The organism is Paenibacillus liaoningensis (assembly GCF_059609455.1).
The window spans coordinates 374794-396717 of the sequence record NZ_JCAALU010000001.1 but is presented as its reverse complement, the minus strand read 5'-3'; the positions used below and the strand labels follow the sequence as shown (position 1 = coordinate 396717).

Genomic DNA, 21924 nt, shown 5'->3' with positions numbered 1-21924 from the left:
GCCAGTCTCATCTGACTATTCAATGTTGGGTACCCGCAGCATGCGAATACTGCTGAGGCTACGCAACTCGGGACGCTCCCTTCTTTTTGAAGGACTGAGATTCCGCTATTCTGGCTTTTGCTCTGATTTCTGGCCGCACGCGGACAGGAAATCCGTTATTGCCCTCATTATCCCGTCAAAATGGCTTTTGGCAGCGTATTAGCGGCTTCTGAGTCCGCAGCCCGTGCCATAACCCGTGATCTGATTAAAATAGCTGCTGCTGTGTCCGCCAAATCCATCTTTGCACGGGGCATGAGCCCCTAAAACGAGAAATAAATAGCATGAAGCTACCTTTCCATACACGTTCTAAACTAATTTCCGCTAAAAATGCAGGGCATTCTCGCATTAGTCTTTGACTAGTGAGAGAATGCCCTGTTTTGTTAGGAAGCATTAAGCATATTCAAGAAATACATCTACAGCTTCTTATAAATGACACCCAGCCGATCCATCTCACTATCCGCCTTGCCATAAAAACCAGCAATATACCAGCCCTCCGGCGCCGTAAAGGTTACCGCATCGGACGTCGTTGTGCCGCCAGACAGCACTCGCCCTTTGTTAGTCGTAATCTTGGCATAGAAGATGCGCATGCCGCCGTTGCGGCTGCCTTGGTTCAGCACTACACTCTTCACATACTCATCGGAAGCGAGCTGAATGCTGCTCTGTGCAGCTGACGTTCCGCCAGCACTCAGCACCACGCCGCTTCCAAACCCCAGCTGGATGCCATCCAGACGCGAGCCGCTGCGGATGCTGAGCGAGGTCAGCCGCTGGCCGCTCGGCAAATGCGCCAGTTGGTTGAAATGCTCACCGCCAGAGCCGCCAAACGGTGCGACCATTATGCTCGAAGCCAGCTGGGCGCTGAATACGCTGGATACGAAGGAAGCCCGCACGACGCTTAGCGGTACAGAAGGCGGCGCAGATATGACAGATGGACTGCGCCTAAACGGCGAGAAATATGGTAAACTGTACGAGAATCAAATCAAGCTCGATCCGAAGGGCGTCGATTTCTACGAAGGCAAGAAGGAATCGATGCAGGATGTGGAGATGAGGCTGTGGTTTGATGCGCTGCTGAATGATACGGAGCCGGTCGTCACGCCAGAGCAGGCTTGCGTTGTTTCGGAGATACTAGAGGCCATTTATGAATCCGCTGCGTCAGGTAAAGCGGTATACTTCGACTGAAAGCGAGGCTTCTCTTCATGCAAAAACCGATTCGCACAGCTGTATTAAGCTTCTGGCATGTGCATGCGAAGGACTACGCTTTGCAGGCACAGCAGCATCCGGAGACCGAGCTCGCCGCTATCTGGGACGAGCAGCCGGAGCGCGGCCGGGCGGAAGCTGAAGCCCGGGGAATCCGTTTCTATGAGCAGCTTGACGAGCTGCTGGCGGATGCCTCCATCGACGCTGTTATTGTGACTGCGCCAACGGTCGACCATCCGGAAATCATAAAAGCAGCAGCAGCGGCGGGCAAGCATATTTTTACCGAAAAGGTCATCGCCTTGACGCATGCGGAGTGCGACGACATTTTGGAGAGTGTGCGGCAAGCTGACGTTGCGATGACCGTATCGCTGCCCCGGCTGAATACGCCGTTCACGCAAGCCGCACAGCAGCTGGCTCGCGATGGCTTGCTTGGCGAGTTAACGCTTGTGCGCGCTCGCCTGTCCCATAGCGGCGCTTTGCCCACCGAGCTTGAACCGCTCGGCTATTTGCCGGAGGCATTCTTCAAGCAGGCTCAAAGCGGCGGCGGCGCACTAACTGATCTCGGCTGCCATCCAATGTACTTGGTGCGGCTGTTTCTGGGCATGCCAAGCAGCGTGAGCGCAAGCTTCGGTTATGTGACCGGCAAAGAAGTCGAGGACAACGCAGCCGTCACGCTGCGTTATGCGAGCGGAGCGCTTGGCCTTGTGGAGGCCGGCGGAGCAGTTTATTAAAGACAATTCCAGGAGCCCTTCACGCTGGAGCTTGTGGCAGAGCGCGTCCAGATTAGCGCGCGCCAGCTGCAGCGCATTTTCAAAACGCATTCCGACCAAACATTCAGCAGCTACGTAGAACAGGTCAGGCTGACCCATGTGTGCACGCAGCTGCTTGAAAGCAGCGAGACGGTCGAGTTGCTGGCCCAGCAGCATGGCTTTTCCAGCGCAAGCTATCTGCACCGTGTCTTTCGCAAGAAATACGGCTGCACTCCCGCTCAATACCGCAAGCATTCAAAACAACCACAAACCTAAAAAGGAGCAACAACATGGACTCCATCTATCAGCGCTTGGTGCAATTGAATGATCAGCTTGTCACTCCATCTCTTAACCTTCAAATTAAGGACTCCGCAAGCCGCAATGTCGGAGGCATCATCGACTCTTTTACAGGCCTGCCCCATCCAAGCCATGTCGGAACAGGCGCTGTTATCGCAAAGTGGACAGCTGCCTTGTGCAGTCCGGAATCGGCGTTCTACCGCGACAACCAGCTGCTTGCCAACCTTGAGCTTGCCCTGCAATATATGCTGAACCGCCAGCATAGCGACGGAACGATTACGCTAGGATCAACCAACTACCATTCGCCGCCGGACACCGGTTTTGTCGTTATTGGCTTTGCACAGCTTTATGAGCTACTGGTGCAGCAAAGTGTGGACCATCCTGCTTTTGAAAAGGCCGCTTCCCTGCTTGCGCTGTTCCTGAAGCGGGCAACGCCAGCCATGCTTGAAGGCGGCTGCCATACGCCAAACCACCGCTGGATTTTGACAGCGGCGCTAGGTCTGCTGAACAAGTCGTTCCCTGATCCGGCGCTCGTCGCTCGTGCGGATGCTTGGCTTGCGGAAGGCATTGATATTACGGCTGATGGCGAATGGACTGAGCGCAGCAATGGCATCTACAATGCCGTCAGCGATATTGCACTGTACCATGCGGCGATATCGCTTGATCGCCCCGAGCTGCTGGAGAGCGTACGCAGCAATTTGCGAATGATGCAATATTTGGTCCACCCATCCGGCGAGGTCGTAACCGACTATTCCGGCAGGCAGGATTATGGACACCCTTCGGATATGTCCGGCTATTTTCTCACCTACCGCTTGATGGCTGCTTATGACCGCGATCCGCTATTTGCCGCATTATCCGATTATGCAGGTCCTTTCTATAAGCAGTTTTTCTCGGTGACAGACCATCCGCTCATTGGCTACCTGCTCTATCCTGAGCAAATGGACATCAGCCATATTGAGCGGGCTTCACTTCCAGACCAATATGTAAAAGTGATCAACGGGCAGCACCCGATTCATGAAGATTTGCAGCAGATGAAAAAGCTAGGGCATCAGCTCCACATTACACACAGCTCTGCGCATACCGCCTTCGGCGCGCCGCTAGTCCGTGTCCGCAATGGACAGACAAGCGCAACGGTCATGACGAATGCGCCATCCTTCTTCTCACTCCGTCATGGCTCGGCAAATCTGCTTGCCGTTAAAGTATCGACCGCCTTTACACCAGGCGTCGTCAGCTTCGACCAGTTTCAAGCGGAGGACGGACATTACAAGCTCGGCAAACGCATGTATAAAGGCTACAACGGGCCCATTCCAAAGGGTTTGCTTCCGCCGCTGAAAGCAGACGGCGTAACAGCAGCCACTCCTTGGTACCTGCTTCCCCATGGGGAACGGAAAGCGACCCATTTGCAGGAGCATTTTATTGAATCCGAGCTAACGCAAACAGCAGACGGCTGGGACATTCATCTGTATTCCGACAAGGTGCAGGAGGATGTGATGACGCAGCTGACGTTTATTTTTGCCAAAGACGGCAAGCTTAGCGGCGAAGGTCTCGAAGCCATTGCGGGCAGCAGCAACTACTTCTTGAAGCAGGGCTCCTGCCGCTATGAAACCGCCGATGGCTCAGCAATTGAGCTGACGTCCGGCGCCTTCGAGCACTGGATGCCTTCCGTTCGCGACGATAGCCACCCGGCTGGGTGTCAAAGCGTTATTGTTAATCTGGTGGCCCCAATCGATTTCCGCTTTTCGATTCGGTTATCGTCGTAAAACCTTGGTGAAAGATGGCTGCGCTGCATGAAAAGCTTGACTTCCGATCGCCATTACCCTTGAATTTCTATAACCACCCCTCTAAATGGGGAAATTCAAGGGTAAAAGCGAACGCTGACGCTTCTCCAGTTCAAGCCTTTCATTCCACTACGCCCCCTTCACCATACTTTTAAAACAAAACAAATCAGAAAAGCTACAATGCCGCTTTTGGCCCCCATTTTTATTTTGGGGGCCTTTTTATTTACGAGTGAATAGTGGTAGTAGCCCACCCTCACCACACAAGTCGAAAAAGCGAAGCCGAAGTCTTTTTTCATAGAACGGTCGAATATAAGTAGATAAAGAACTTATGCTTGGGGGAGGTTGGACACGATATGTTTATCCATACCATTAAAAAAGGCGATACGCTGTGGCAGCTCGGACAGCGCTTCGGCGTCAGCACGGATGCTATCGCTTCAGCAAATGGCATATCCGCTGATGTTCCGCTCGTCATAGGCCAGGCAATCATTATACCTTCAGAGGCTGGCAATCATAAGGTGCTTCCGGGAGAAAGCCTATGGTCGATTGGCCTGAAATATGGCGTTACAATCGAACAACTCATGCGCGCCAACGAGCTCAAAAACCCCACCCTCATTAAGACAGGACAAATACTCGTCATTCCGCAGCAGGAGAAGCCTATCATTGAAGTGAACGGCTATACGGAAAAATTCGGCGCAAACGGCGTAGCGCTCGTACATGAAATTGGTGCCAATCTTACTTACCTAAGCCCCTTCAGTTATCGTGTCCAGTTGGACGGTACACTCGTGCCACTCGACGACAGCGCTATTATTGAAGCGGCCTTTCAAGAGAAAGCAGCACCGATGATGGTGCTGACCAACTTCGAGAACGGCACCTTCAGCAGTGATATTGCCCATGCTGTGCTGACGGATGCTGCGATTCAAAATGCGGTCATTGCAAGCGTCTTGTCCGTGATGCAGCAGAAGCGCTATATAGCGCTGAATGTAGACTTCGAATATGTTCGGGCAGCGGATCGCGAAGCTTATAATGCCTTTTTGCAAAAGCTGGTGGATACGCTGCATCCCTATCATCTGCTCGTATCTACTTGTCTTGCCCCGAAGCAAAGCGCGGAACAGAAAGGCACGTTATACGAGGGGCATGATTATGAGGCCCATGGACGGATTGTCGATTTCGTTATTTTGATGACGTATGAATGGGGCTGGTCTGGCGGACCTCCGCTCGCTGTCGCTCCACTCAACGAAGTCGTTAAGGTGCTGAATTATGCGCTGTCCGTTATTCCCGCCTCCAAAATTGTCATGGGCATGCCGCTCTACGGCTATGACTGGACGCTGCCCTACGTGAAAGGCGGCAAATGGGCACCTACAGTTAATCCGCCGCAAGCCGTCGCTCGGGCCGCTAAATATGGGGCAACGATTCAATATGATCCAATAGCCGAGTCGCCTCATTATACTTATTATGATGAACAAGGCGCACAGCATACAGTCTGGTATGAGGACGCCCGCAGCGTACAAGCCAAATTCAATATTGTGAAAGACTATAAGCTCAGAGGCGTCAGCTACTGGGTGCTCGGCGTACCCTTTCCCCAAAACTGGTACGTCCTGCAGCATAATTTCACCGTCCGCAAGCTCGTGTAGCAGCCCGATTGCTGCCTTGCCAAAAAAGCCCTCCGCAGCCGGAGGGCTTTCGCTTTTTGTTATGTTCTTCGTTCGTTATTACATTCGTATGTCATACCTCGGCTATCCCTTCAACGCGACAAATATATCAATCTCGTTATCCGGACTTTCCGGCTGATATCGTTCATCCCAAACTTCGAAATCATAATGCTGCGTCACATGTCCCGTTTCTTCCATCCACTCGCCATAAAGATAGTTATACGACAGGCTAAGCTCCGATTCGGGCCCAATATGCGTGTAGGCGGCATACTTGCTTTCAGCAACCGTATGGCTTGCCATTTGCAAGGGCACATTGCCCAGCTCGCTTACTTCGCAGCAAACGATATTTGTGAACCGATCTGTCTGGGGATTAAAATCAGCAGCCATCGGATATATTTGGATTAAAAGAATATGGTCATTTTTCCTGTGCTGAATTTCTGCTTTTCTTTCGATTAAAGAAAGATAAGTCTTCTTCCCAAGTCCCGACTCAAACTCTTGAACGCTCGCTTCCACTTTATAACCGACGACATGAAAGAGCGGTAATGCTACGACCGCCGCCTCTCTTTTCTGTACCATGAGCTGTCCTCCATTCAATCCTTTATAAATAGGCAGGAAATACAGCTATTTTACCATAAAGAAGCATCCACTCGCTCTCATCGGTCAACCGGCGGGCTGTTCAGCCCCATACGTTCAAATTGCTCTGGAGGAGCGTCATTATCCCGCATCAGCTTCGTCATCAGCTCGACCATTTTTGACTCTACCTCTAGATCCTTTAACGGATGGGCCTGCTCAGGGTCTGCCGTTACATCATACAATAGCGTTCCGAATGCATGGAGGTTGCCTCTCATCTCCGCTGGAATGCGAAGCGTCTTAACATTTTTCGTGAAAGAAAAGGGCTCGGCAAGCTCCAGCTTTTGCAATTCAGAGGGATGAAACCGGCTGCGCATATGCGTTGGCATTAACGTATAGTTATACAGAGGTTGGTTCTCCTCAGATATGGACGCCCTCATATACACATACTGTCCATCGGTGACATTCACATGTCCGCCATGAATGCCAAATAATGCCGCTTTGCGGACTGGCTTATCTGACTCAACCGTCTGGCGCAGCGGAACGCCCTGCATGTCAGGAGGCAGCTGTACTTGGAAAAATTCTAAAAGCGTGGCCGGTATATCAATGGATTGTACAAGGCTTTGCCTGCGCTCCCCCTGCACGCCTGTTCGAGGGTCCCAAATAAAAAGCGGTGTGTGAGCAACCTCATTATAAAATGGCTGCACACATTTTGCCCATTGGTCATGCTCGCCCAGAAGGAAACCATGATCGGTATTGACGATCAGCAGCGTGCTTTCCCATAAGTTATGCTTGTCCATCATATCAAGCACTTTCCCCAAGTAGTGGTCGCACATCGTTAACAATGCGGCATATTCATACCTCATATGCTGGACGTCCTCTGGGGTTTCGGTCACCGGTCCGTACATCGGCCAATCGCCCAGACCGCCTTCGTACTCATGGGCATACAATTGCTTGAATTGCTCGGGACTATAAAATGGCTCATGAGGATCGAATGTTTCCATTTGCAAAAACCAATGGCTCTCCCCATGATTCCGTTCGATAAAATCAAGCCCGCTCGCAAACGTTTGCGCCTGCGGAAATTGCTCCTGCTCCTTAATGAACTTCCTGTTCGTGCGATCCTGCACCAGCATTCTTTTTACCTGAGGAGGAAAGTCCTTGCCAAGATTAATATCAGCGCTGTTCACTTCGGCCTTCCAAGGATCGCCTTCCTGTCCGCGAATCAATTCGAAGGAGTTAAAACGGGTATGATACGTCCCCCCGCCATCCTCCCAATAATGCTGATGATCGGTAATCAGATGCGTGTATATGCCAGCTTCTCCAAGCCTCTCGATGGCAGAATCATCGAATGGTTCCAATGGTCCCCAGCTTCGGTGCAAGAAGTTGTATCTGCCGGTGTGCAGCTCCCTCCGGGCGGGCATGCAAGGCATGCTTCCCACATAACTGTTGTCGAACACAGCTGTCCGCTCGGCAAGCCGTTTGAAATTAGGCGTTTTAATCCAATCAGGCCCTCCATAGGCGGAGAGCATATGACGATTCAACGTATCGAACATAATCATAATGGCTTTCAATAGTAATCATCCTTTCACGCTTGACGCGACCATACTGCGAATAAATTGCTTTTGGAATATGAAAAACATCGCAATAATGGGCACAGATATAAGAAGCGATGCTGCCATCAATAAATTGTATTGAACCTGGTGCTCGCCGCGAAAGGTTTGCAGACCCAGCTGGAGCGTGCGCATAGAAGCACTATTCGTATAAATGAGCGGATGGAAAAAATCGTTCCAAACGCCTACGAATTTAAAAATGCCAAGCGTCGCAAACAATGGACCGCTCAGCGGCACATAAATGCGAAGGAATAAGCGAAGATACCCGGCACCGTCGATATAAGCAGCCTCATCGAGCGCCTTAGGAAATTGCAAATAAAATTGACGCGCCATAAATACGCCAAACGCTCCTGCAAGCTCCGGAACGATTAAAGCATAATAGCTGTCCAGCCATCCGCTACCGCCCGCTCCAAGCCAATCATTTCCCCCAAATAAAGGAATCGACTTCATAATTAGAAATTGCGGAATAATAATAACCTGCGCAGGCACCATCATTCCAGCCAGCAGCGTTAGAAAAATCGGCAAATTGCCTCTAAATGCTATACGCGCAAAAGCAAATCCAGCAATGGAGTTAAACAAAAGGCTCCCCGCCAGCGCAATCGACGTTACCCACACGGAATTTTTTAAATAGGTTAGCCAGTCCCCCATTTCAAGCGCCCTCACATAATTGCCGGGATGCCACTCTAAAGGCAGCAGCCGCATCGCTTGAAGTGAAAATTCTTCATCTCCCTTCATGGAAGTAAAGAAGGCCAGCAATAATGGCAATATCGTTACGAGCGAAAATAAAAGCAAGGCCGTGTAAGCCAATCCTTGTTCTGCTTTAGATAATCTCATTGTTCACCTCTACTCGCCTGCCTGATTCCGGCTGCCTATGGCATACTGAATCAAGGTGATAAACAGCGTTAATGCAAGAAGGAATACGGCCATTGCCGAGGCATACCCCATCCGATACTCTTGGAAGCTGGCACCCACGATTTGCGTAACGATCGTCGTGCTTGAATTCGCAGGGCCACCGCCCGTTAATACAAATACCAAATCGAACACCTGAAATGATCGAATCGTTGACGTAACGAAAAGAAATAATGTCATCGGCTTCAGCAGCGGTACCGTAATGTACCAGAATTTTTTCAGTACAGAAGCTCCATCCAAGCTGGCAGCCTCATAAAGACTTTCAGAAATATTTTGAATGCCTGCCAAAAAAATAATCATGGCGTAGCCTATTCCGGTCCAAATACCAATGACGATGACGGTCGGCAGCGAGGTTGCGGGATCTTGCAACCAGTTCCGCCCATCGATTCCGATAAGCCCAAGTAGACTGTTAACAGGTCCCTGCAGCGGGTCGAGCATCCATAGCCATGTCATCGCAACCGCTACCGACGAAATGACGCCCGGCAAATAGATGAGCGCACGGAACGCAGATAAAGCCTTCAGCCGCGTTGAAAGCAAATTAGCGAGCACTAGGCCCAGCAGCATGCTAGGGACGACAGTGCCCATCCAATACAAGGCTGTATTTTTAACGGCCTGATGAAAAATGCTGTCTTTCAACAAAAGCGAATAATTTTTCAGACCTACCCATTTCGGGGCGTTCAGCATCGTATAGTCGTTTAAGCTTAAATAAAATATCCAGAGCAGCGGCACCAAAATAAACACCGTAAACAACAGGACATTCGGTAATATTAAAAAATAAGGTATGAAACGGTTCCAGCCTCTTTGCATAACACCCTCCTGAGATCGATGGGATGGCTTGTAATCCGTCCCTGTCCTCGATTGCAAATTTATTTGGCGTTTGCAATCTCCTCTCTAGCCTTTTTGGCATTCTCTTTCAAGGCTTCCTCGGCAGGTCTTATCCCGTTAAAAGCTTCTTCGAGCGCAATACGCAAATACTTTACGTTAATTGACCAGTTGCCTGAGGCGCCGTAGCCCCTTGCATCTTTAAGCGCCTCGAAGGCAATCTCATTTCCTTCCCCTAGCTTCACATATTCACCTTTAAGCGATTGAAGCGGCGGAATCGATCCCGTCTTGGAGGTAAACTCCAGCACATTGTCCTTTTCAAACCAATACTTTATAAATGCCCATGCTTCCTGCGGATGCTTCGTCTGACCGGCAGCGGACAGAAACGTCCCTAACATGAGCGCGGTTCTTTCCCCATCCGGCCCTGCTGGCGGCAGCGCCCAGCCAAGTTTGCCTTGGCCTACCGACTTTTGCAGCGACGCCGCGCCTTGCGTTGAAGTAAATGCCATCGCTGCCTGACTGTTTTGAAACGGCGTTCCCGAGACTTGCTGCTGATTGGACGGAATAATGGCTCCCGAATTGTACAAATCAACCTGCTTCTGCACAAGCTGAACGGATACCGGGGAGTCAAACGTCGGATTCCCTTCCGCATCATAAAAATCTTCCCCAAGCAGCAGAAGCAGGGATAAATAAGATTGCTCCCCATTGCTGGTCTGGATGTCGATACCGCCGCGAACCGTTTTGCCGCCTTCGACGACCTTGAGCTTTTCGGCATATTCAAATATTTCATCAAACGTCTTCGGCGGACTGTCCGGATCTAAGCCTGCCTCCTTAAAGAAGTCCTTGCGCCAAGCGAGGGGACGTATTTCTGGCAGCAGCAGCCCGTATTGACCTCCTTCATATTGGCCGGCTTTCAAAATATCAGGGAAGAAGTCGGCTTGCCCCTCCCATTTATCCGCTTCAATATATGGCGTTAAATTCAAGTATTTGCCTTGGCTTACCGTAGATATCAGCTGCCCGAATCCTAAGCCCTGCACGTCTGGCTGCAGTCCCCCGGAATAAGCAACGGTCAGCTTTTGAAAATAATCAGCCCATGGAATAAAGGTAGCCTCTACCTTTATTCCCGGGTTTTTCGCTTCAAACCCTTGAATCGTTGCGTTAACAGCATCCGTTACAATTTGATCCGTTCCCGGATACCACAATTTCAATGTCACCTCTTCATTAGAAGAGCCAGCTGCGGACGCCCCCTCTTTATTGGGCAGGCCCGACGAGCATGCGGTTAAAAGGGCTGTTAATGTCAGCATCATTGCAAGCGATAGAGCCGTAATCTTCTTCATACCATTTCCCCCTGGATTCTTTCATATCGAGTATACAAGCAAAATGTCATCCAGTTATCTGGTCTGAAGGTGAAACGGCTGTCTCCGTCCTTTTGGCGGCGCGGCGCGTTTCATTCCGAGAAATATAGAGAAAGGATAGACTTTCCTATATTTGAAACACAAACTTATTATTCCTATTAACTTACTTGTATTAAAGCTCGTTAATGCTTACAATTATAGCATCATGACTGTCGCTCGTATTTATCACAAGCAAGCTAATATGTTTCAAAAATACAGACTGCCGCCAGGAAAGGTCGTTCACCATGAAAAATCTCATTGAGTTTAGCAATCAAAGCTCTTTGGATCACTTGAACATTAATATCCGCTGGTTAAAGGAATGGAAGTTATCGAAGAGGCGTGAGCATATGTATATTTTCCCTTACACAACCTTCTGGATCGTCTTGTCTGGGACAGCTGTCATTGAGCTTAATCACATTCGTTATCCCCTTAAGAAAGGAGACATCGTCTCCATTGCTCCCAAAACAGCTCTAGCCTGGGGAGAGGTTAGCGCCGATCAGCCGTTTCATTATTTGTCATTGGCCTGTGAAGCCAAGGTCGGAGCGATGGATTTTATTCATTCCTACAGATTTCCCCATGTCGTCTCTGATGCTCCTTCCGAAGACATACACGCTTTAATTGAAGAATGGAGAAGGCTGGCAGACGATTATAATGCTTTTCTGCAGCCATTTGACGAAAAGGACATTAAATCGAGCGAAAAGGGCTACGACAAACCATTTCCTTTATTCAAATTAAATACAGACCAAACGATTCAGCATTTAAAAATTCGCGCAAAGGGCATGTTGTGGGTACAGCAGCTGTTTCAAACGATCCGTTACCGGCTTCCTGAACACCCCGTCTCTTATGATGACCGTGTATTCGAGATTTGTGATTATGTAGAAAAACGCTTGGATAAGCCGCCATCACTTGAAGATCTTGCCACCTATGTATCGCTTAGCAAGGAGCAGCTGCGGACGCTGTTTCAAACGACTTATGGTTTGTCTCCCATGAAATACGTTCGCCATGCCCGACTCCAGCGGGCTAGAGATTTGCTAATGCTGACCTCCTACCCGATTAAAGATATTGCAAGTCAAATAGGCTTTGAAGACCAGCACCATTTCTCCCGGGCTTTTCAGCAATCTGAGGGCATGTCGCCAATGGCGTATAGACGCCGACTGCTGCAACATGGTATCAAGCACGAGTAAGCTTGCGTATCCGTGATCCGTAGATAAGAAATCATATAAAAAGAGGGATATCGATTAATGAGTGATGAAATGAATCATCAGCCTGACAAGTCTTGTTGTGCAGCAAGACGCCAAGACAGCAGCACAGCTCCATTATCTTCATCTACTTGCTTCCATAAACCGCTGAGAGCAAGCAAACCCTCCGAAAATCCGCCTCAGCCTTCTATGATATTATTGCCAGGTGGCACTTTTCAGATGGGAACTGACGATTTAGAAGGGTTTCCCAGCGACGGGGAAGGACCAGTTCGCGAGGTTGAGCTATCTCCGTTTTATATAGATGCCTATGCGGTCAGCAACCGGGAATTCAAACAATTTGTTGATGATACTGGCTACGCAACCGAATCCGAGCAATATGGCTGGTCTTACGTATTCCATCTTTTTGTTTCAGAGGCATGTGCGCGGACGGTTACCCGATCTGTTCAACGCACACCTTGGTGGTGGGTCGTGGAGGGCGCCGACTGGAAGCATCCGGATGGGCCGGATTCCAGCATTGAAGACCGGATGGATCATCCTGTCGTACAGGTTTCCTTTAACGATGCCTTAGCCTATTGCAAATGGTCGGGGAAACGGCTTCCAACGGAGGCGGAATGGGAGTATGCTGCTCGTGGCGGACTGGATCAAAAGCGTTATCCTTGGGGAGATGAATTAAAGCCTGACGGACAATATCGCTGCAACATCTGGCAGGGAAAATTTCCGACAGTGAATACCAGCAAGGATGGTTATGCAGGGACCGCTCCTGTGGATGCTTATTTGCCGAATGGATATGGCCTTTACAATATCGTCGGTAATGTATGGGAGTTCTGTGCAGACTGGTTTAGTGTGGATTATCATCAATCAGCTTCGCTCCAAAATCCCCAAGGACCTCCAAGAGGACAAAGCAAGGTGATGAAGGGCGGCTCCTACCTGTGCCATCGCTCCTACTGCAATCGTTATCGGGTTGCCGCCCGCAGCTCCAATACGCCCGACAGCGCTTCCGGCAATATGGGATTCCGCTGCGCAAGAGATGCCTGATTGCACATCAATCACTTCTGGTTTTCCGCTATAAAAAAAGCTCTCCTGCGTGTAGTCGGCATTCGTGAAGCCGAACCTCATGCAGGAGAGCTTTTTTATTAATGGCATTCATTTTGATATAGAAGCGTACAGATTTGAATTTGCTTATTCTGTCGTCTGACCGACAAGCTTGCCGCGCAGCTTGCTGCCTGCATCCGTATCCGACGCTGCATCCGGATTTGCCGGCTGTGGCGTTGCATTCGAGGTTCGGAGCGGAATTTCTTTCAGGAAGAAGGTCAGAATAACCGCGCCCACCAAAATGAGCGTACCTGCCAGAAACACGGTAGAAAGCGACGAAGCGAGCGCCTCGCGAAGCATTTCAACCATTTTAGTAAATAACGGTTGAAGGTCGGCTGGCAAGCTTTGATGCAGCTTTTCCAGCTCCGGCTGGTTCGTCAGCATTTGCGGATTGGCAAATACGGCAAACTCTTGGGCTACTTTCGGATCAAGCTTGCTTAGGTCAACCGCTTCTCCCGACTGGGCAAGCTCGGTCAGATTATTTTTCAAGCTGGTTGAAAGCACGGTGCCCATTACGGCAATCCCGATCGTGCCGCCCATATTACGGAACAGCTGCATTGCCGCCGTAACGGCGCCAAGCTCCTTGAATGGAACCGCATTTTGAATGGCCAGCGAGAATACCGGCATCCCAAGGCCGAGGCCCAGGCCGAAAACAGTCATCGCCAGAACCGCCATCCACACGCTGTTCATGAACACCATCATCACCATGCCTGCCACCATGAGCGGCATGCCGATTAAGGCGAATTTTTTGTATTTGCCCGATTTGCTGATCAATTGGCCGCCAATCGCGCTCGTAATGACCATACCAATCGACATGGGCATCGTTACATATCCGGCATAGGTTGGCGAAATCGCCAGCACGCCTTGCACGAAGAAGCTGAGGTAAATCAAAGCGCCCATCATCCCGAAGTTCATCAGGAAGCCAATCACATTAGAGAGCGTTACAATTCCATTTTTGAAAAAATGAAGCGGAAGCACAGGGCTTTTCGCCTTGGATTCAACGGCTACAAAAATGATCGCTGATACGATCGTTACTGCGAATAAACCAATGGTTTGGGCAGAGCCCCAAGCATATTTCGTACCAGCCCATGTAAAAGCAAGCAGCAACGGCACAAGCGTTGTTGTCAGAAACAGCGAGCCCAAGTAGTCAATCGACTCGGATTGCTTGCGTTCCGTCTTCGGAAACAGCATCAAAATCATAATGAAGGCGATAATGCCGATCGGCAGGAAAATCCAGAACACCCAGTGCCACGCCATGTGGTCAACGATATAACCGCCGAAGGTTGGGCCAAGAACGCTGGAAAAACCAAAAACGGCTGTCATAATTCCGGTCCATTTGCCGCGTTCCCTTGGCGGGAATAAGTCGCCTACTGCGGTAAAGGCTGTTGCCATAATAATACCCGCGCCCACACCTTGTATCGCACGATAGAAAATCATTTGATAAACGTCAGTCGACGTCCCTGCAAGAAAAGCGCCGATGATAAAAAATAAAATACCAGCCAATATAAATGGCTTACGTCCGTAAATATCCGACAGCTTGCCGACAAGAACGGTCGCAATGGTTGAAGTGAGCATGTAGATCGAAATCGACCATGTATACAGCTCCATACCGTGCAGCTCCGCAATAATTCTTGGCATCGCCGTACTGACGATGGTTTGGTTGATCGCTGCAAAAAACATAGCGAACATAATTGCCACCATAATGGTCAGCTTTCTTTTTTGTGATAAATGTTCCATAAATAAAATCTCTTCCTCTCATCCGGTGTGAATTAAGTATGAAATTGAACGCTTAGCTTTTTGAAAATCCGTTTTAAATGCGCGATGTCCTCTGGGTCCAAACAATCCAACATCATGCTCAGCGTCTCTTTTTGATCATCCGATATTTGGTCGAGTGTAGCTTTCCCTTTATCGGTAATATCGATGTATACGACACGGCGGTCTTCCTCATCCCGAACCCGATCAATGTTGCCGTCAGCAGACAGCTTATCAGCCAATCCCGTTATGGCGGCAGCGGAAATGCACATTTTCTCCGCCAGATCGGACACTCTTTGCTGACCACCCTGCTTGAGCCAATAAAGCAGCTTGAACTGGGACAACGACATATTCCCTTGCATCCGCTTGTTCCACTCTGTATTTGCATTTCTCATGATCAATTTGAACATAGTGGAGAGCTCGACGACGTCTTCCCTGCTTGGCATGTATTCACTCCTTTCTTGATTGCTTTCATCGTAATTGCTTTCCTCGAACAATCATTCCAGCGCTTAGCCATAAAGCGCAATTAATAAATATTTCATCACTAAACTATTTATCACTATAAATCTTTTCAGGAAATTAGTCAATGCTTTAGCCCATTCGATTTTGGGTCGGCTGGGAATTACTTGGGCAAAATCAAAAAGAGCCGAAATCTGCAAAACAGATCTCGGCTCTTACTTTTTCAACTATGATAGCAGTCGTTTATAATTGCTGTATTCTACAGCTCAGCCAACAGCTTAGTCAAAGCTTTATAGCTAATCTCAATGCTTTCCAGCTCGCCTTTGTTTGTTGCGTCCTGCTCTACAATGATGTATTTAGTGCTTGTATGCTTTTGGGTCGCCCGCAAAATGCCCGCAATATCAATCGTGCCTTCTCCAATTTCGGTGAATGCATCTGGGCTGCCAATCGACATGAACGTTCCCATCGTCACAGGCTCATTTTCATCAAGCGTTTCAAAAAGGTTAACCGGGTTAACGCTCGCCGGCAAATCCTTCTGATGAATAAATTCGCAGCGGCTGCCCAGCTTCTCGATATAGCTTACAGCATCAACGCCGCCGCGAAGCGCCCAGTAGGTATCAAGCTCGAAACCGACATTTTCAGGAGAAGTATGCTCCAAAATAATATCGAGCGCATAGCTTCCATTAAACTTCTGGAACTCATGGAAATGGTTATGATAAAGCAGGCTGATGCCCTGCTCGCGCATTTGGCTGCCATAGCGGTTCAGCTTCTCGCTGAAGGCAAGGACATCCTCGTAATTGGTGAAAAATGAAATCGGAATAATCGCTTTCGTACTGCCCAGCTCTTGATTGAAGGCAATGACATCAGCGATTTGCGCATCGTCCGAGACGAAAATGTGCGTGGCAATCACATTCAAGCCTGCTTGATCTACCATTTGCTTCAAATCAGCAGCCTTTAAGTCCCCCAGCTTAAACATATCCTGGCCTGTAAAATCGAGTGGGATTTCGATGTTTTTGTAGCCAATCTCCGCAATTTTATTTAAAGTGCCGGCGCGATCGCGTGCAAATTCGGTTTTGGCAGAAAACAGCTGCAATCCAATTTCCAATGTCATAAAGGTAATTCTCCTCTCGATGTGAAAATAAAAGCGTTTACACTCTTTTTATACCTTAAAGCTTGTACCTGCGTCAATGTTGGCTATTTTGCGCTGCTAAAGCTTATTCTAAATATACATATCTATCCATTTCATCCTACTCCATGGTATAATCGCAAAGTAATAGAATAGGCTTAAAGGCGCGGTCGGCTACCTCCTCAAGAAGGGAGGGATGCCCTGTGACAGTTTTCGAAGCACTCATGCTTATGCTTACCTTTGGTACGCTTATCGTAGCGCTGCTGTCCAATAAACGCAAATAGACCGCCCTCTAGCAAAGGAATGCGGTCTATTCGTGTATCTCATTCATTGCGGAGCCTACCGCCCTTAAAAGCGGCTATTGCGCAGAGAGTCGTGTTGACGCACGGCTCTCTTTGCATTGTACGCATAATCTATAAGCATTATAACATGCTTCGTTGCCTAAAGTCATACAAAAAGTCGTTTAATTGTTGACTTAACTAGCCGTCATGCAATACAGAGGCAACCGCTTGCTTCCAGCCTTTGTACAAGCGGTCTCTCTCTTGCTGCTTCATCGCAGGCGCATACGAGCGATAAGCGTTCTCCTTAGTGCTCAATAGCTGAACCAGTTGCTCCTCATTCGCCCAAAAGCCTGCACCTACGCCGCCCATATAGGCAGAGCCCATTGCGGAAAGCTCCGCTACGCCGGATTTAGCGACGGTTTGCCCGAGCATATCCGCCTGGAACTGCATGAGCACGGCATTATCCGACGCTCCGCCATCGGCCCGCAGACCCTTCAGAGCGATGCCGGTCTCCGCCTGCATCAGCTCGGCCGCATCGCGCACCTGATAGGCGATGCTTTCCAGGGCGGCGCGCACAATATGCGCCTTGCCCGTTCCCCGGCTCATGCCGGTAATCGCCGCCCGGGCATGCGGCTTCCAATAGGGCGCGCCCAGCCCAACGAAGGCTGGGACTAGATAGACGCCATCATTGTCTGGCGTCTCCTCAAGCAGCTGCGCAAGCTCGCTAAACGAGCTGAACAGCCCCAGATTATCCCGCACCCAGCGCATGCTGTCGCCGGAGGTGCGAATGACCGCTTCCAGCGCATAGGTCATTTTGCCGCTGAGCCCCCAAGCAATGGCGAGCACCAGCCCATTGCTGGAAGCGACTGGCTTGCTCCCCACATTCATCAGCACCGACGTCCCGGTGCCGTAGGTTGCCTTCGCCATGCCGGGCTCCAAGCACAGCTGCCCATAAAGCGCAGCTTGCGAATCGCCAACGACGCCCGCTATCGCGACGGGCTCAGCGAATAAATCCGAGTCGTTCGTGTAACCGAACCGCTCATCCGAGCATTTCACCTCGGGCAGCAGCGCAGGTGGAAGGCCGAACAGCCCACATAATTCCGCATCCCACTCGAGCGTATGAATATTAAACAGCGACGTTCGGCTCGCATTCGTATAGTCGGTTGCATGCACGTCCCCGCCCGTCAGCTTCCATAGCAGCCAGCTGTCGATCGTACCGACGAGCAGCCTGCCTGCTGCGAGCAGCTCCTTGGCGCCGGCGGCATGCTCCAGCAGCCAGCCCCATTTTGCCGCCGAGAAATACGGATCAAGCAGCAGGCCTGTCTTCGCCTGTACAAGCGGCTCCAAGCCCTCTGCCTTTAGCGCATCGCAGCGCTCAGCAGTACGCTGGCACTGCCACACAATGGCGCGATGAACGGGCTCGCCCGTCTCCTTATCCCACATTACAGCGGTCTCCCGCTGATTCGTAATGGTAAGGGCCGCAAGCTCGCCCGCTGCTATGCCTGCCGCCTCCAGTGCTTCCTTCGCTGTCCGCTTCACCTGCTCATAAATTTCCAGCGGGTCATGCTCCACCCAGCCTGCTTGCGGATAATACTGCTTATGCTCCGCAGCACTGCGGGACACAACCTCGCCCGCGCGATTAATGACGAGCGCCTTCGTGCCGGACGTGCTTTGATCAATCGTCAGCAGATAGCTTTTGTCCATCGCCAAGGCCCTCTACTTTCTCAGCATGCCTAGAGCAACCGCTTTTATATTGCTGCTGCTAATGCCATAATGGTCAAACACTTCGGACGATTTCCCAGCTATCGCCGGCTCATCGGGAATGCCCAAAATCCGCATCGGTACCGGATGCTGCTGCACGACTACCTCGGCAACCGCTGCGCCCAGCCCGCCATGAATGCTGTGCTCCTCAACGGTAATGATGCCGCCCGTTTCCTGCGCAGCCCGCACAATGGCTTCCTCGTCAAGCGGCTTGATCGTATGCATGTTCAGCACACGTGCCGACACGCCTGCTTCCGCCAGCTCTGCCTGCGCATCCAAGGCGATGCGTACCGTCTCTCCCGTCGCAATGATCGTAATATCGCTGCCTTCACGCATCGTAACCGCTTTGCCAATGACAAATTCGTAGTCATCCGACTCGTAGCTGTCTTCGACCGGATTGCGGCCGATACGGACGTACACGCCGCCCTCATGTACGGCAAGCGCTTCGGTCATCCGCTTCGTCTCATGGCGATCCGCCGGCAATATAATCGCTAGCCCCGGAATCGCCCGTGCCACAGCGATATCCTGCACCGAATGGTGCGACATGCCGAGTGCGCCGTAGCTAATGCCGCCGCTAATGCCAACGAGCTTCACATTTGTGCCAGAATACGCGACATCGACTTTTATTTGTTCGATGCTGCGCATGCTCAGGAAGCAAGCCGGCGACGTCACGAATGGCTTTTTGCCGCTGTGGGCAAGGCCTGCTGAGATGCCGACAATATTTTGCTCCGCGATGCCGACCTCTACAAACTGCTCGGGATAAGCATTGGCGAAAGGCGCCATTGCCGCCGAGCCGCGCGAGTCGCTCGCCAGCACCATAATATCTTTGTCTTCCTGCGCCAGCGTCACCAGCGTCTCGCAAATGACTTGCCGATTCGGTATTTTATTCGCCATCGCTTATTGCACCTGCCCTTCCTGTGAGTAGCTGTTGATGACGGCTTCAAGCTCAGCTAGCGCCTTTGCCAGCTCCTCATCGTTAGGCACATGATGATGCCAATGCGGAACATTTTCAGCAAATGACACTCCTTTGCCCTTCACCGTATTCGCCATAACGAGCGTAGGTTTGCCAGCCACAGCCGGGGCAGACTCGAAAGCTTCTACAAGCGCGTCTATATCATTGCCATCGATGGAGACGACATGCCAGCCGAAAGCGGCCCATTTTTCCTCCAATGGCTCCAGTCCCATAACCTCTTCCGTCGAACCGCTAATTTGCAGCCGGTTGCGGTCGATAATGCCAACCAAATTGTCGAGCTTGTAATGAGCGCCAGCCATCGCCGCTTCCCAGACCGAGCCTTCCGCCTGCTCGCCGTCGCCCATTAGGCAAAATACGCGGCTCGCTCTCGCATCCTTCTTCGCAGCAAGCGCCATGCCTACCGATATCGCCAGCCCGTGCCCAAGCGCTCCCGTATTCATCTCAATGCCTGGCACTTTATTGTTCGGATGGCCGATGAGCCTTGTTCCAAACTGGCTGAACGTCGCAAGCTCCTCCTTCGGGAAAAAACCGCGGTCAGCCAAAATGCACCATAATGATTCGACAGAATGCCCTTTGCTTGCAATAAAACGGTCGCGCTCCTGCCATTTTGGACGGGCCGGATCAATCGTCATAATTTTATAATATAAGGCCGTTAAAATATCCGTATTGCTCAATGAACCGCCCGTATGTCCCGTCTTTGCGCCATGAATCATGCGCAGCAAATCCATCCGGATTTGTGCTGCTTTGCTTTTGAGCTCCTTGCTGCTCATGCTTGCGTTGCTCCCCATCGCTAGCCCTCCTCGTTGTTTTCCTCCGCGTTGCCTTCTATCCCGATTACAAGCCTGAGCCGCGCAGCCATGCCTGAATTTCCCGCTCTGTCGGATCAACCGCATCTGGCTTCAAGCCAGGAATATATTGGCACGCTTCATACAGCGCTGGAATCGCATTGGCGTGAATGCCGACGGAGTGGTGAACGTAAGGGCCTTTAACCAGCTTTTCTTCCCATAGCGGCCAATCGTTAACCTCGACCCATACATACGAACCGCGCGTATAAGGTCCCTGAATCCCGCGTGCTTTGCCCAAAAACAGCTGGTATTCGCCGTGGTCGCCGTCGAAGCGGGCAAGCGTCATGCCGCCGCCTTTAATCTCTCCTTCATGTGTTCCCGGCGCATGATCGTCAAACAGAAAATGCTTGCGCAGCTTTGGCTTGTTCTCGACAGACAAGGAAACCGGGAAGTTGCCGCAATGGAAAAGCAGCTCGCCATTGGCGTTTTCCGGGTGGCGCACAGTCAAATCCGCGAAGAAGGTTGGATGCTGATTCATCGTTGCAGCTTGCACCATGACTGACGTAATAGCGCCGTGAATATCTGTCTCACAGGTAACCGGAATTTGCTCATCGGTGAGGATTGCATTGGCTAGGCAAGGCATAATGCCCATCGCATCCTGAAGCGAAGACCAGCATTGGATTGCAATCGCTGTGCTGCCTGTCTGCACCGCATATTGCTTCATCGCTACCTTAAGCGCAGCAATACGGCGCACATCGGCTTCCGTCACTTCCGACCAGTCGAGCTTCGCTTTAATGTAGTCGATCGCTTGCGCCAGCTCGGAGCTATTGCCTTTCTCAATGCGCTGCGAAGCGCGCTGAATATCGACGAGCGTAATCGGATGAATTTCAATGCCGAACCGCTCAAGCAGCTCGCCTTCATTGCACATCATCGTCCAAAAGGAAGCAGGGCGCGGCCCGATTTGCAAAATTCTTAAAGAACGAAACTTACGGACCACATTGGCCGCGGCGATAAAGTTCGTGAACCCGCGCTCAAACACCGGATCATCGACCCTTGTGTTCGTTACATAGGTGAACGGCACGTTGAAGCGGCGCAGCACCTTGCCGGAAGCGAATAGTCCGCACTGCGTATCGCGCAGGCGCATGCCGTCCTCAAGCGGCGACTCATCGCGCGGGCCCCACAGCAGCACCGGCTTGCCGAGCGCCTTGCCTACGCGGGCAACGGTATCCTCCGTGCCGAAGTTGCAATGCGGGAAAAAAACCGCATCGACATTTTCACGCCGGAAATGCTCTGCAATCTCCTCCGCATTAATATGATCATCATAGAGCAGCCCCTCGCTGTTGAGACCCTCCAGATCGACAATGTCAATATCCATGCCGAAGCTTTCGATTTTTTCCTTAATGAGCACCTTATACCGAAACGCATCCTCTGCACTAAAAACAAACCGCCTTGTTGGCGCGTAGCCAAGCTTCAACTTTTTCACCG

General features: G+C 50.8%; 21 protein-coding genes and 1 pseudogene. 8 read left to right on the top strand and 14 right to left on the bottom strand.

The window, feature by feature from the left end:
* Window positions 1–167 precede the first annotated feature (167 nt).
* Window positions 168–293: a hypothetical protein gene (locus tag AC6B99_RS01630; protein WP_494858952.1), complete on the bottom strand. Its 126-nt coding sequence runs from the start codon at window positions 291–293 to the stop codon at window positions 168–170.
* Between the two features lie 159 nt (window positions 294–452).
* Window positions 453–872 (bottom strand): jacalin-like lectin, encoded by a 420-nt coding sequence (locus AC6B99_RS01625; protein WP_496662587.1) that lies wholly within the window; start codon window positions 870–872, stop codon window positions 453–455.
* On the opposite strand from AC6B99_RS01625, the pseudogene AC6B99_RS01620 reads away from it, so the two are divergent.
* The 5 genes and pseudogenes from AC6B99_RS01620 to AC6B99_RS01600 form a co-directional block, all read left to right on the top strand.
* Window positions 859–1215 (top strand): annotated as a pseudogene (locus tag AC6B99_RS01620) (gfo/Idh/MocA family oxidoreductase); the annotation flags it as partial. The gene AC6B99_RS01625 and the pseudogene AC6B99_RS01620 overlap by 14 nt on opposite strands.
* A gap of 17 nt (window positions 1216–1232) precedes the next feature.
* On the top strand, window positions 1233–1964 hold the full coding sequence (locus tag AC6B99_RS01615; protein ID WP_496662586.1) for a Gfo/Idh/MocA family protein: 732 nt from the start codon (window positions 1233–1235) through the stop codon (window positions 1962–1964).
* A gap of 33 nt (window positions 1965–1997) precedes the next feature.
* Complete coding sequence (locus tag AC6B99_RS01610) at window positions 1998–2258, top strand: helix-turn-helix transcriptional regulator (protein ID WP_056030656.1); 261 nt, start codon at window positions 1998–2000, stop codon at window positions 2256–2258.
* A 14-nt stretch (window positions 2259–2272) separates the two neighbouring features.
* Complete coding sequence (locus AC6B99_RS01605; protein WP_496662585.1) at window positions 2273–4039, top strand: hypothetical protein; 1767 nt, start codon at window positions 2273–2275, stop codon at window positions 4037–4039.
* Window positions 4040–4410: 371 nt separating this feature from the next.
* Window positions 4411–5688, top strand: coding sequence for a glycoside hydrolase family 18 protein (locus AC6B99_RS01600; RefSeq protein ID WP_496662584.1), 1278 nt, complete (start codon window positions 4411–4413; stop codon window positions 5686–5688).
* Between the two features lie 102 nt (window positions 5689–5790).
* Here the strand turns inward: AC6B99_RS01600 and AC6B99_RS01595 are convergent, their stop codons facing one another.
* The 5 genes from AC6B99_RS01595 to AC6B99_RS01575 form a co-directional block, all read right to left on the bottom strand.
* A complete protein-coding gene (locus AC6B99_RS01595) occupies window positions 5791–6282 on the bottom strand; it encodes a GyrI-like domain-containing protein (RefSeq protein WP_496662583.1) in 492 nt (163 codons plus the stop codon).
* Between the two features lie 77 nt (window positions 6283–6359).
* On the bottom strand, window positions 6360–7847 hold the full coding sequence (locus tag AC6B99_RS01590) for a sulfatase (protein ID WP_496662582.1): 1488 nt from the start codon (window positions 7845–7847) through the stop codon (window positions 6360–6362).
* A gap of 6 nt (window positions 7848–7853) precedes the next feature.
* Window positions 7854–8720, bottom strand: coding sequence for an ABC transporter permease subunit (locus tag AC6B99_RS01585; protein ID WP_494858939.1), 867 nt, complete (start codon window positions 8718–8720; stop codon window positions 7854–7856).
* A 9-nt stretch (window positions 8721–8729) separates the two neighbouring features.
* Window positions 8730–9602, bottom strand: coding sequence for a carbohydrate ABC transporter permease (locus tag AC6B99_RS01580; protein ID WP_496662581.1), 873 nt, complete (start codon window positions 9600–9602; stop codon window positions 8730–8732).
* Window positions 9603–9661: 59 nt separating this feature from the next.
* Window positions 9662–10954 carry an ABC transporter substrate-binding protein gene (locus tag AC6B99_RS01575; protein WP_496662580.1) on the bottom strand — a complete coding sequence of 431 codons (1293 nt, stop codon included), beginning with the start codon at window positions 10952–10954 and terminating at the stop codon, window positions 9662–9664.
* A 302-nt stretch (window positions 10955–11256) separates the two neighbouring features.
* Between AC6B99_RS01575 and AC6B99_RS01570 the strand changes: the two genes are divergently transcribed.
* Window positions 11257–12195, top strand: coding sequence for a helix-turn-helix domain-containing protein (locus AC6B99_RS01570; RefSeq protein ID WP_056030679.1), 939 nt, complete (start codon window positions 11257–11259; stop codon window positions 12193–12195).
* A 57-nt stretch (window positions 12196–12252) separates the two neighbouring features.
* Window positions 12253–13245 (top strand): formylglycine-generating enzyme family protein, encoded by a 993-nt coding sequence (locus AC6B99_RS01565; RefSeq protein WP_496662579.1) that lies wholly within the window; start codon window positions 12253–12255, stop codon window positions 13243–13245.
* A 144-nt stretch (window positions 13246–13389) separates the two neighbouring features.
* Here AC6B99_RS01565 and AC6B99_RS01560 read toward each other — a convergent pair whose 3' ends face one another.
* The 3 genes from AC6B99_RS01560 to AC6B99_RS01550 form a co-directional block, all read right to left on the bottom strand.
* The gene (locus AC6B99_RS01560; protein ID WP_056030682.1) at window positions 13390–15039 is read right to left on the bottom strand and encodes an MDR family MFS transporter; all 1650 of its coding nucleotides are present in this window, start codon (window positions 15037–15039) and stop codon (window positions 13390–13392) included.
* Window positions 15040–15071: 32 nt separating this feature from the next.
* Window positions 15072–15500 carry a MarR family winged helix-turn-helix transcriptional regulator gene (locus AC6B99_RS01555; protein ID WP_056030685.1) on the bottom strand — a complete coding sequence of 143 codons (429 nt, stop codon included), beginning with the start codon at window positions 15498–15500 and terminating at the stop codon, window positions 15072–15074.
* A 272-nt stretch (window positions 15501–15772) separates the two neighbouring features.
* Complete coding sequence (locus AC6B99_RS01550; RefSeq protein ID WP_056030689.1) at window positions 15773–16624, bottom strand: sugar phosphate isomerase/epimerase family protein; 852 nt, start codon at window positions 16622–16624, stop codon at window positions 15773–15775.
* Between the two features lie 218 nt (window positions 16625–16842).
* Here AC6B99_RS01550 and AC6B99_RS01545 point away from each other — a divergent pair, with 218 nt between their 5' ends.
* The gene (locus AC6B99_RS01545) at window positions 16843–16923 is read left to right on the top strand and encodes a putative holin-like toxin (protein WP_442952516.1); all 81 of its coding nucleotides are present in this window, start codon (window positions 16843–16845) and stop codon (window positions 16921–16923) included.
* 195 nt (window positions 16924–17118) lie between these two features.
* Here AC6B99_RS01545 and glpK read toward each other — a convergent pair whose 3' ends face one another.
* From glpK to AC6B99_RS01525, 4 genes are all read right to left on the bottom strand, one after another.
* Window positions 17119–18624, bottom strand: a complete 1506-nt coding sequence (glpK, locus tag AC6B99_RS01540; protein ID WP_056030693.1) for a glycerol kinase GlpK — start codon at window positions 18622–18624, stop codon at window positions 17119–17121.
* A gap of 12 nt (window positions 18625–18636) precedes the next feature.
* A complete protein-coding gene (locus tag AC6B99_RS01535) occupies window positions 18637–19575 on the bottom strand; it encodes a transketolase family protein (protein WP_056030696.1) in 939 nt (312 codons plus the stop codon).
* A gap of 3 nt (window positions 19576–19578) precedes the next feature.
* Entirely contained in the window at window positions 19579–20424 is an 846-nt protein-coding gene (locus AC6B99_RS01530) for a transketolase (RefSeq protein ID WP_056032860.1), read from the bottom strand.
* 64 nt (window positions 20425–20488) lie between these two features.
* Window positions 20489–21922 carry an L-fucose/L-arabinose isomerase family protein gene (locus tag AC6B99_RS01525; RefSeq protein WP_056030699.1) on the bottom strand — a complete coding sequence of 478 codons (1434 nt, stop codon included), beginning with the start codon at window positions 21920–21922 and terminating at the stop codon, window positions 20489–20491.
* Between the last annotated feature and the right edge of the window lie 2 nt (window positions 21923–21924).

Coding starts and splice junctions, on each gene's coding strand:
- AC6B99_RS01585 (WP_494858939.1), bottom strand. CDS start 8,720: ATGAGATTATCTAAAGCAGAACAAGGATTGGCTTACACGGCCTTGCTT.
- AC6B99_RS01615 (WP_496662586.1), top strand. CDS start 1,233: ATGCAAAAACCGATTCGCACAGCTGTATTAAGCTTCTGGCATGTGCAT.
- AC6B99_RS01605 (WP_496662585.1), top strand. CDS start 2,273: ATGGACTCCATCTATCAGCGCTTGGTGCAATTGAATGATCAGCTTGTC.
- AC6B99_RS01630 (WP_494858952.1), bottom strand. CDS start 293: ATGCCCCGTGCAAAGATGGATTTGGCGGACACAGCAGCAGCTATTTTA.
- AC6B99_RS01565 (WP_496662579.1), top strand. CDS start 12,253: ATGAGTGATGAAATGAATCATCAGCCTGACAAGTCTTGTTGTGCAGCA.
- AC6B99_RS01535 (WP_056030696.1), bottom strand. CDS start 19,575: ATGGCGAATAAAATACCGAATCGGCAAGTCATTTGCGAGACGCTGGTG.
- AC6B99_RS01600 (WP_496662584.1), top strand. CDS start 4,411: ATGTTTATCCATACCATTAAAAAAGGCGATACGCTGTGGCAGCTCGGA.
- AC6B99_RS01625 (WP_496662587.1), bottom strand. CDS start 872: ATGGTCGCACCGTTTGGCGGCTCTGGCGGTGAGCATTTCAACCAACTG.
- AC6B99_RS01580 (WP_496662581.1), bottom strand. CDS start 9,602: ATGCAAAGAGGCTGGAACCGTTTCATACCTTATTTTTTAATATTACCG.
- glpK (WP_056030693.1), bottom strand. CDS start 18,624: ATGGACAAAAGCTATCTGCTGACGATTGATCAAAGCACGTCCGGCACG.
- AC6B99_RS01575 (WP_496662580.1), bottom strand. CDS start 10,954: ATGAAGAAGATTACGGCTCTATCGCTTGCAATGATGCTGACATTAACA.
- AC6B99_RS01595 (WP_496662583.1), bottom strand. CDS start 6,282: ATGGTACAGAAAAGAGAGGCGGCGGTCGTAGCATTACCGCTCTTTCAT.
- AC6B99_RS01550 (WP_056030689.1), bottom strand. CDS start 16,624: ATGACATTGGAAATTGGATTGCAGCTGTTTTCTGCCAAAACCGAATTT.
- AC6B99_RS01555 (WP_056030685.1), bottom strand. CDS start 15,500: ATGCCAAGCAGGGAAGACGTCGTCGAGCTCTCCACTATGTTCAAATTG.
- AC6B99_RS01530 (WP_056032860.1), bottom strand. CDS start 20,424: ATGAGCAGCAAGGAGCTCAAAAGCAAAGCAGCACAAATCCGGATGGAT.
- AC6B99_RS01560 (WP_056030682.1), bottom strand. CDS start 15,039: ATGGAACATTTATCACAAAAAAGAAAGCTGACCATTATGGTGGCAATT.
- AC6B99_RS01570 (WP_056030679.1), top strand. CDS start 11,257: ATGAAAAATCTCATTGAGTTTAGCAATCAAAGCTCTTTGGATCACTTG.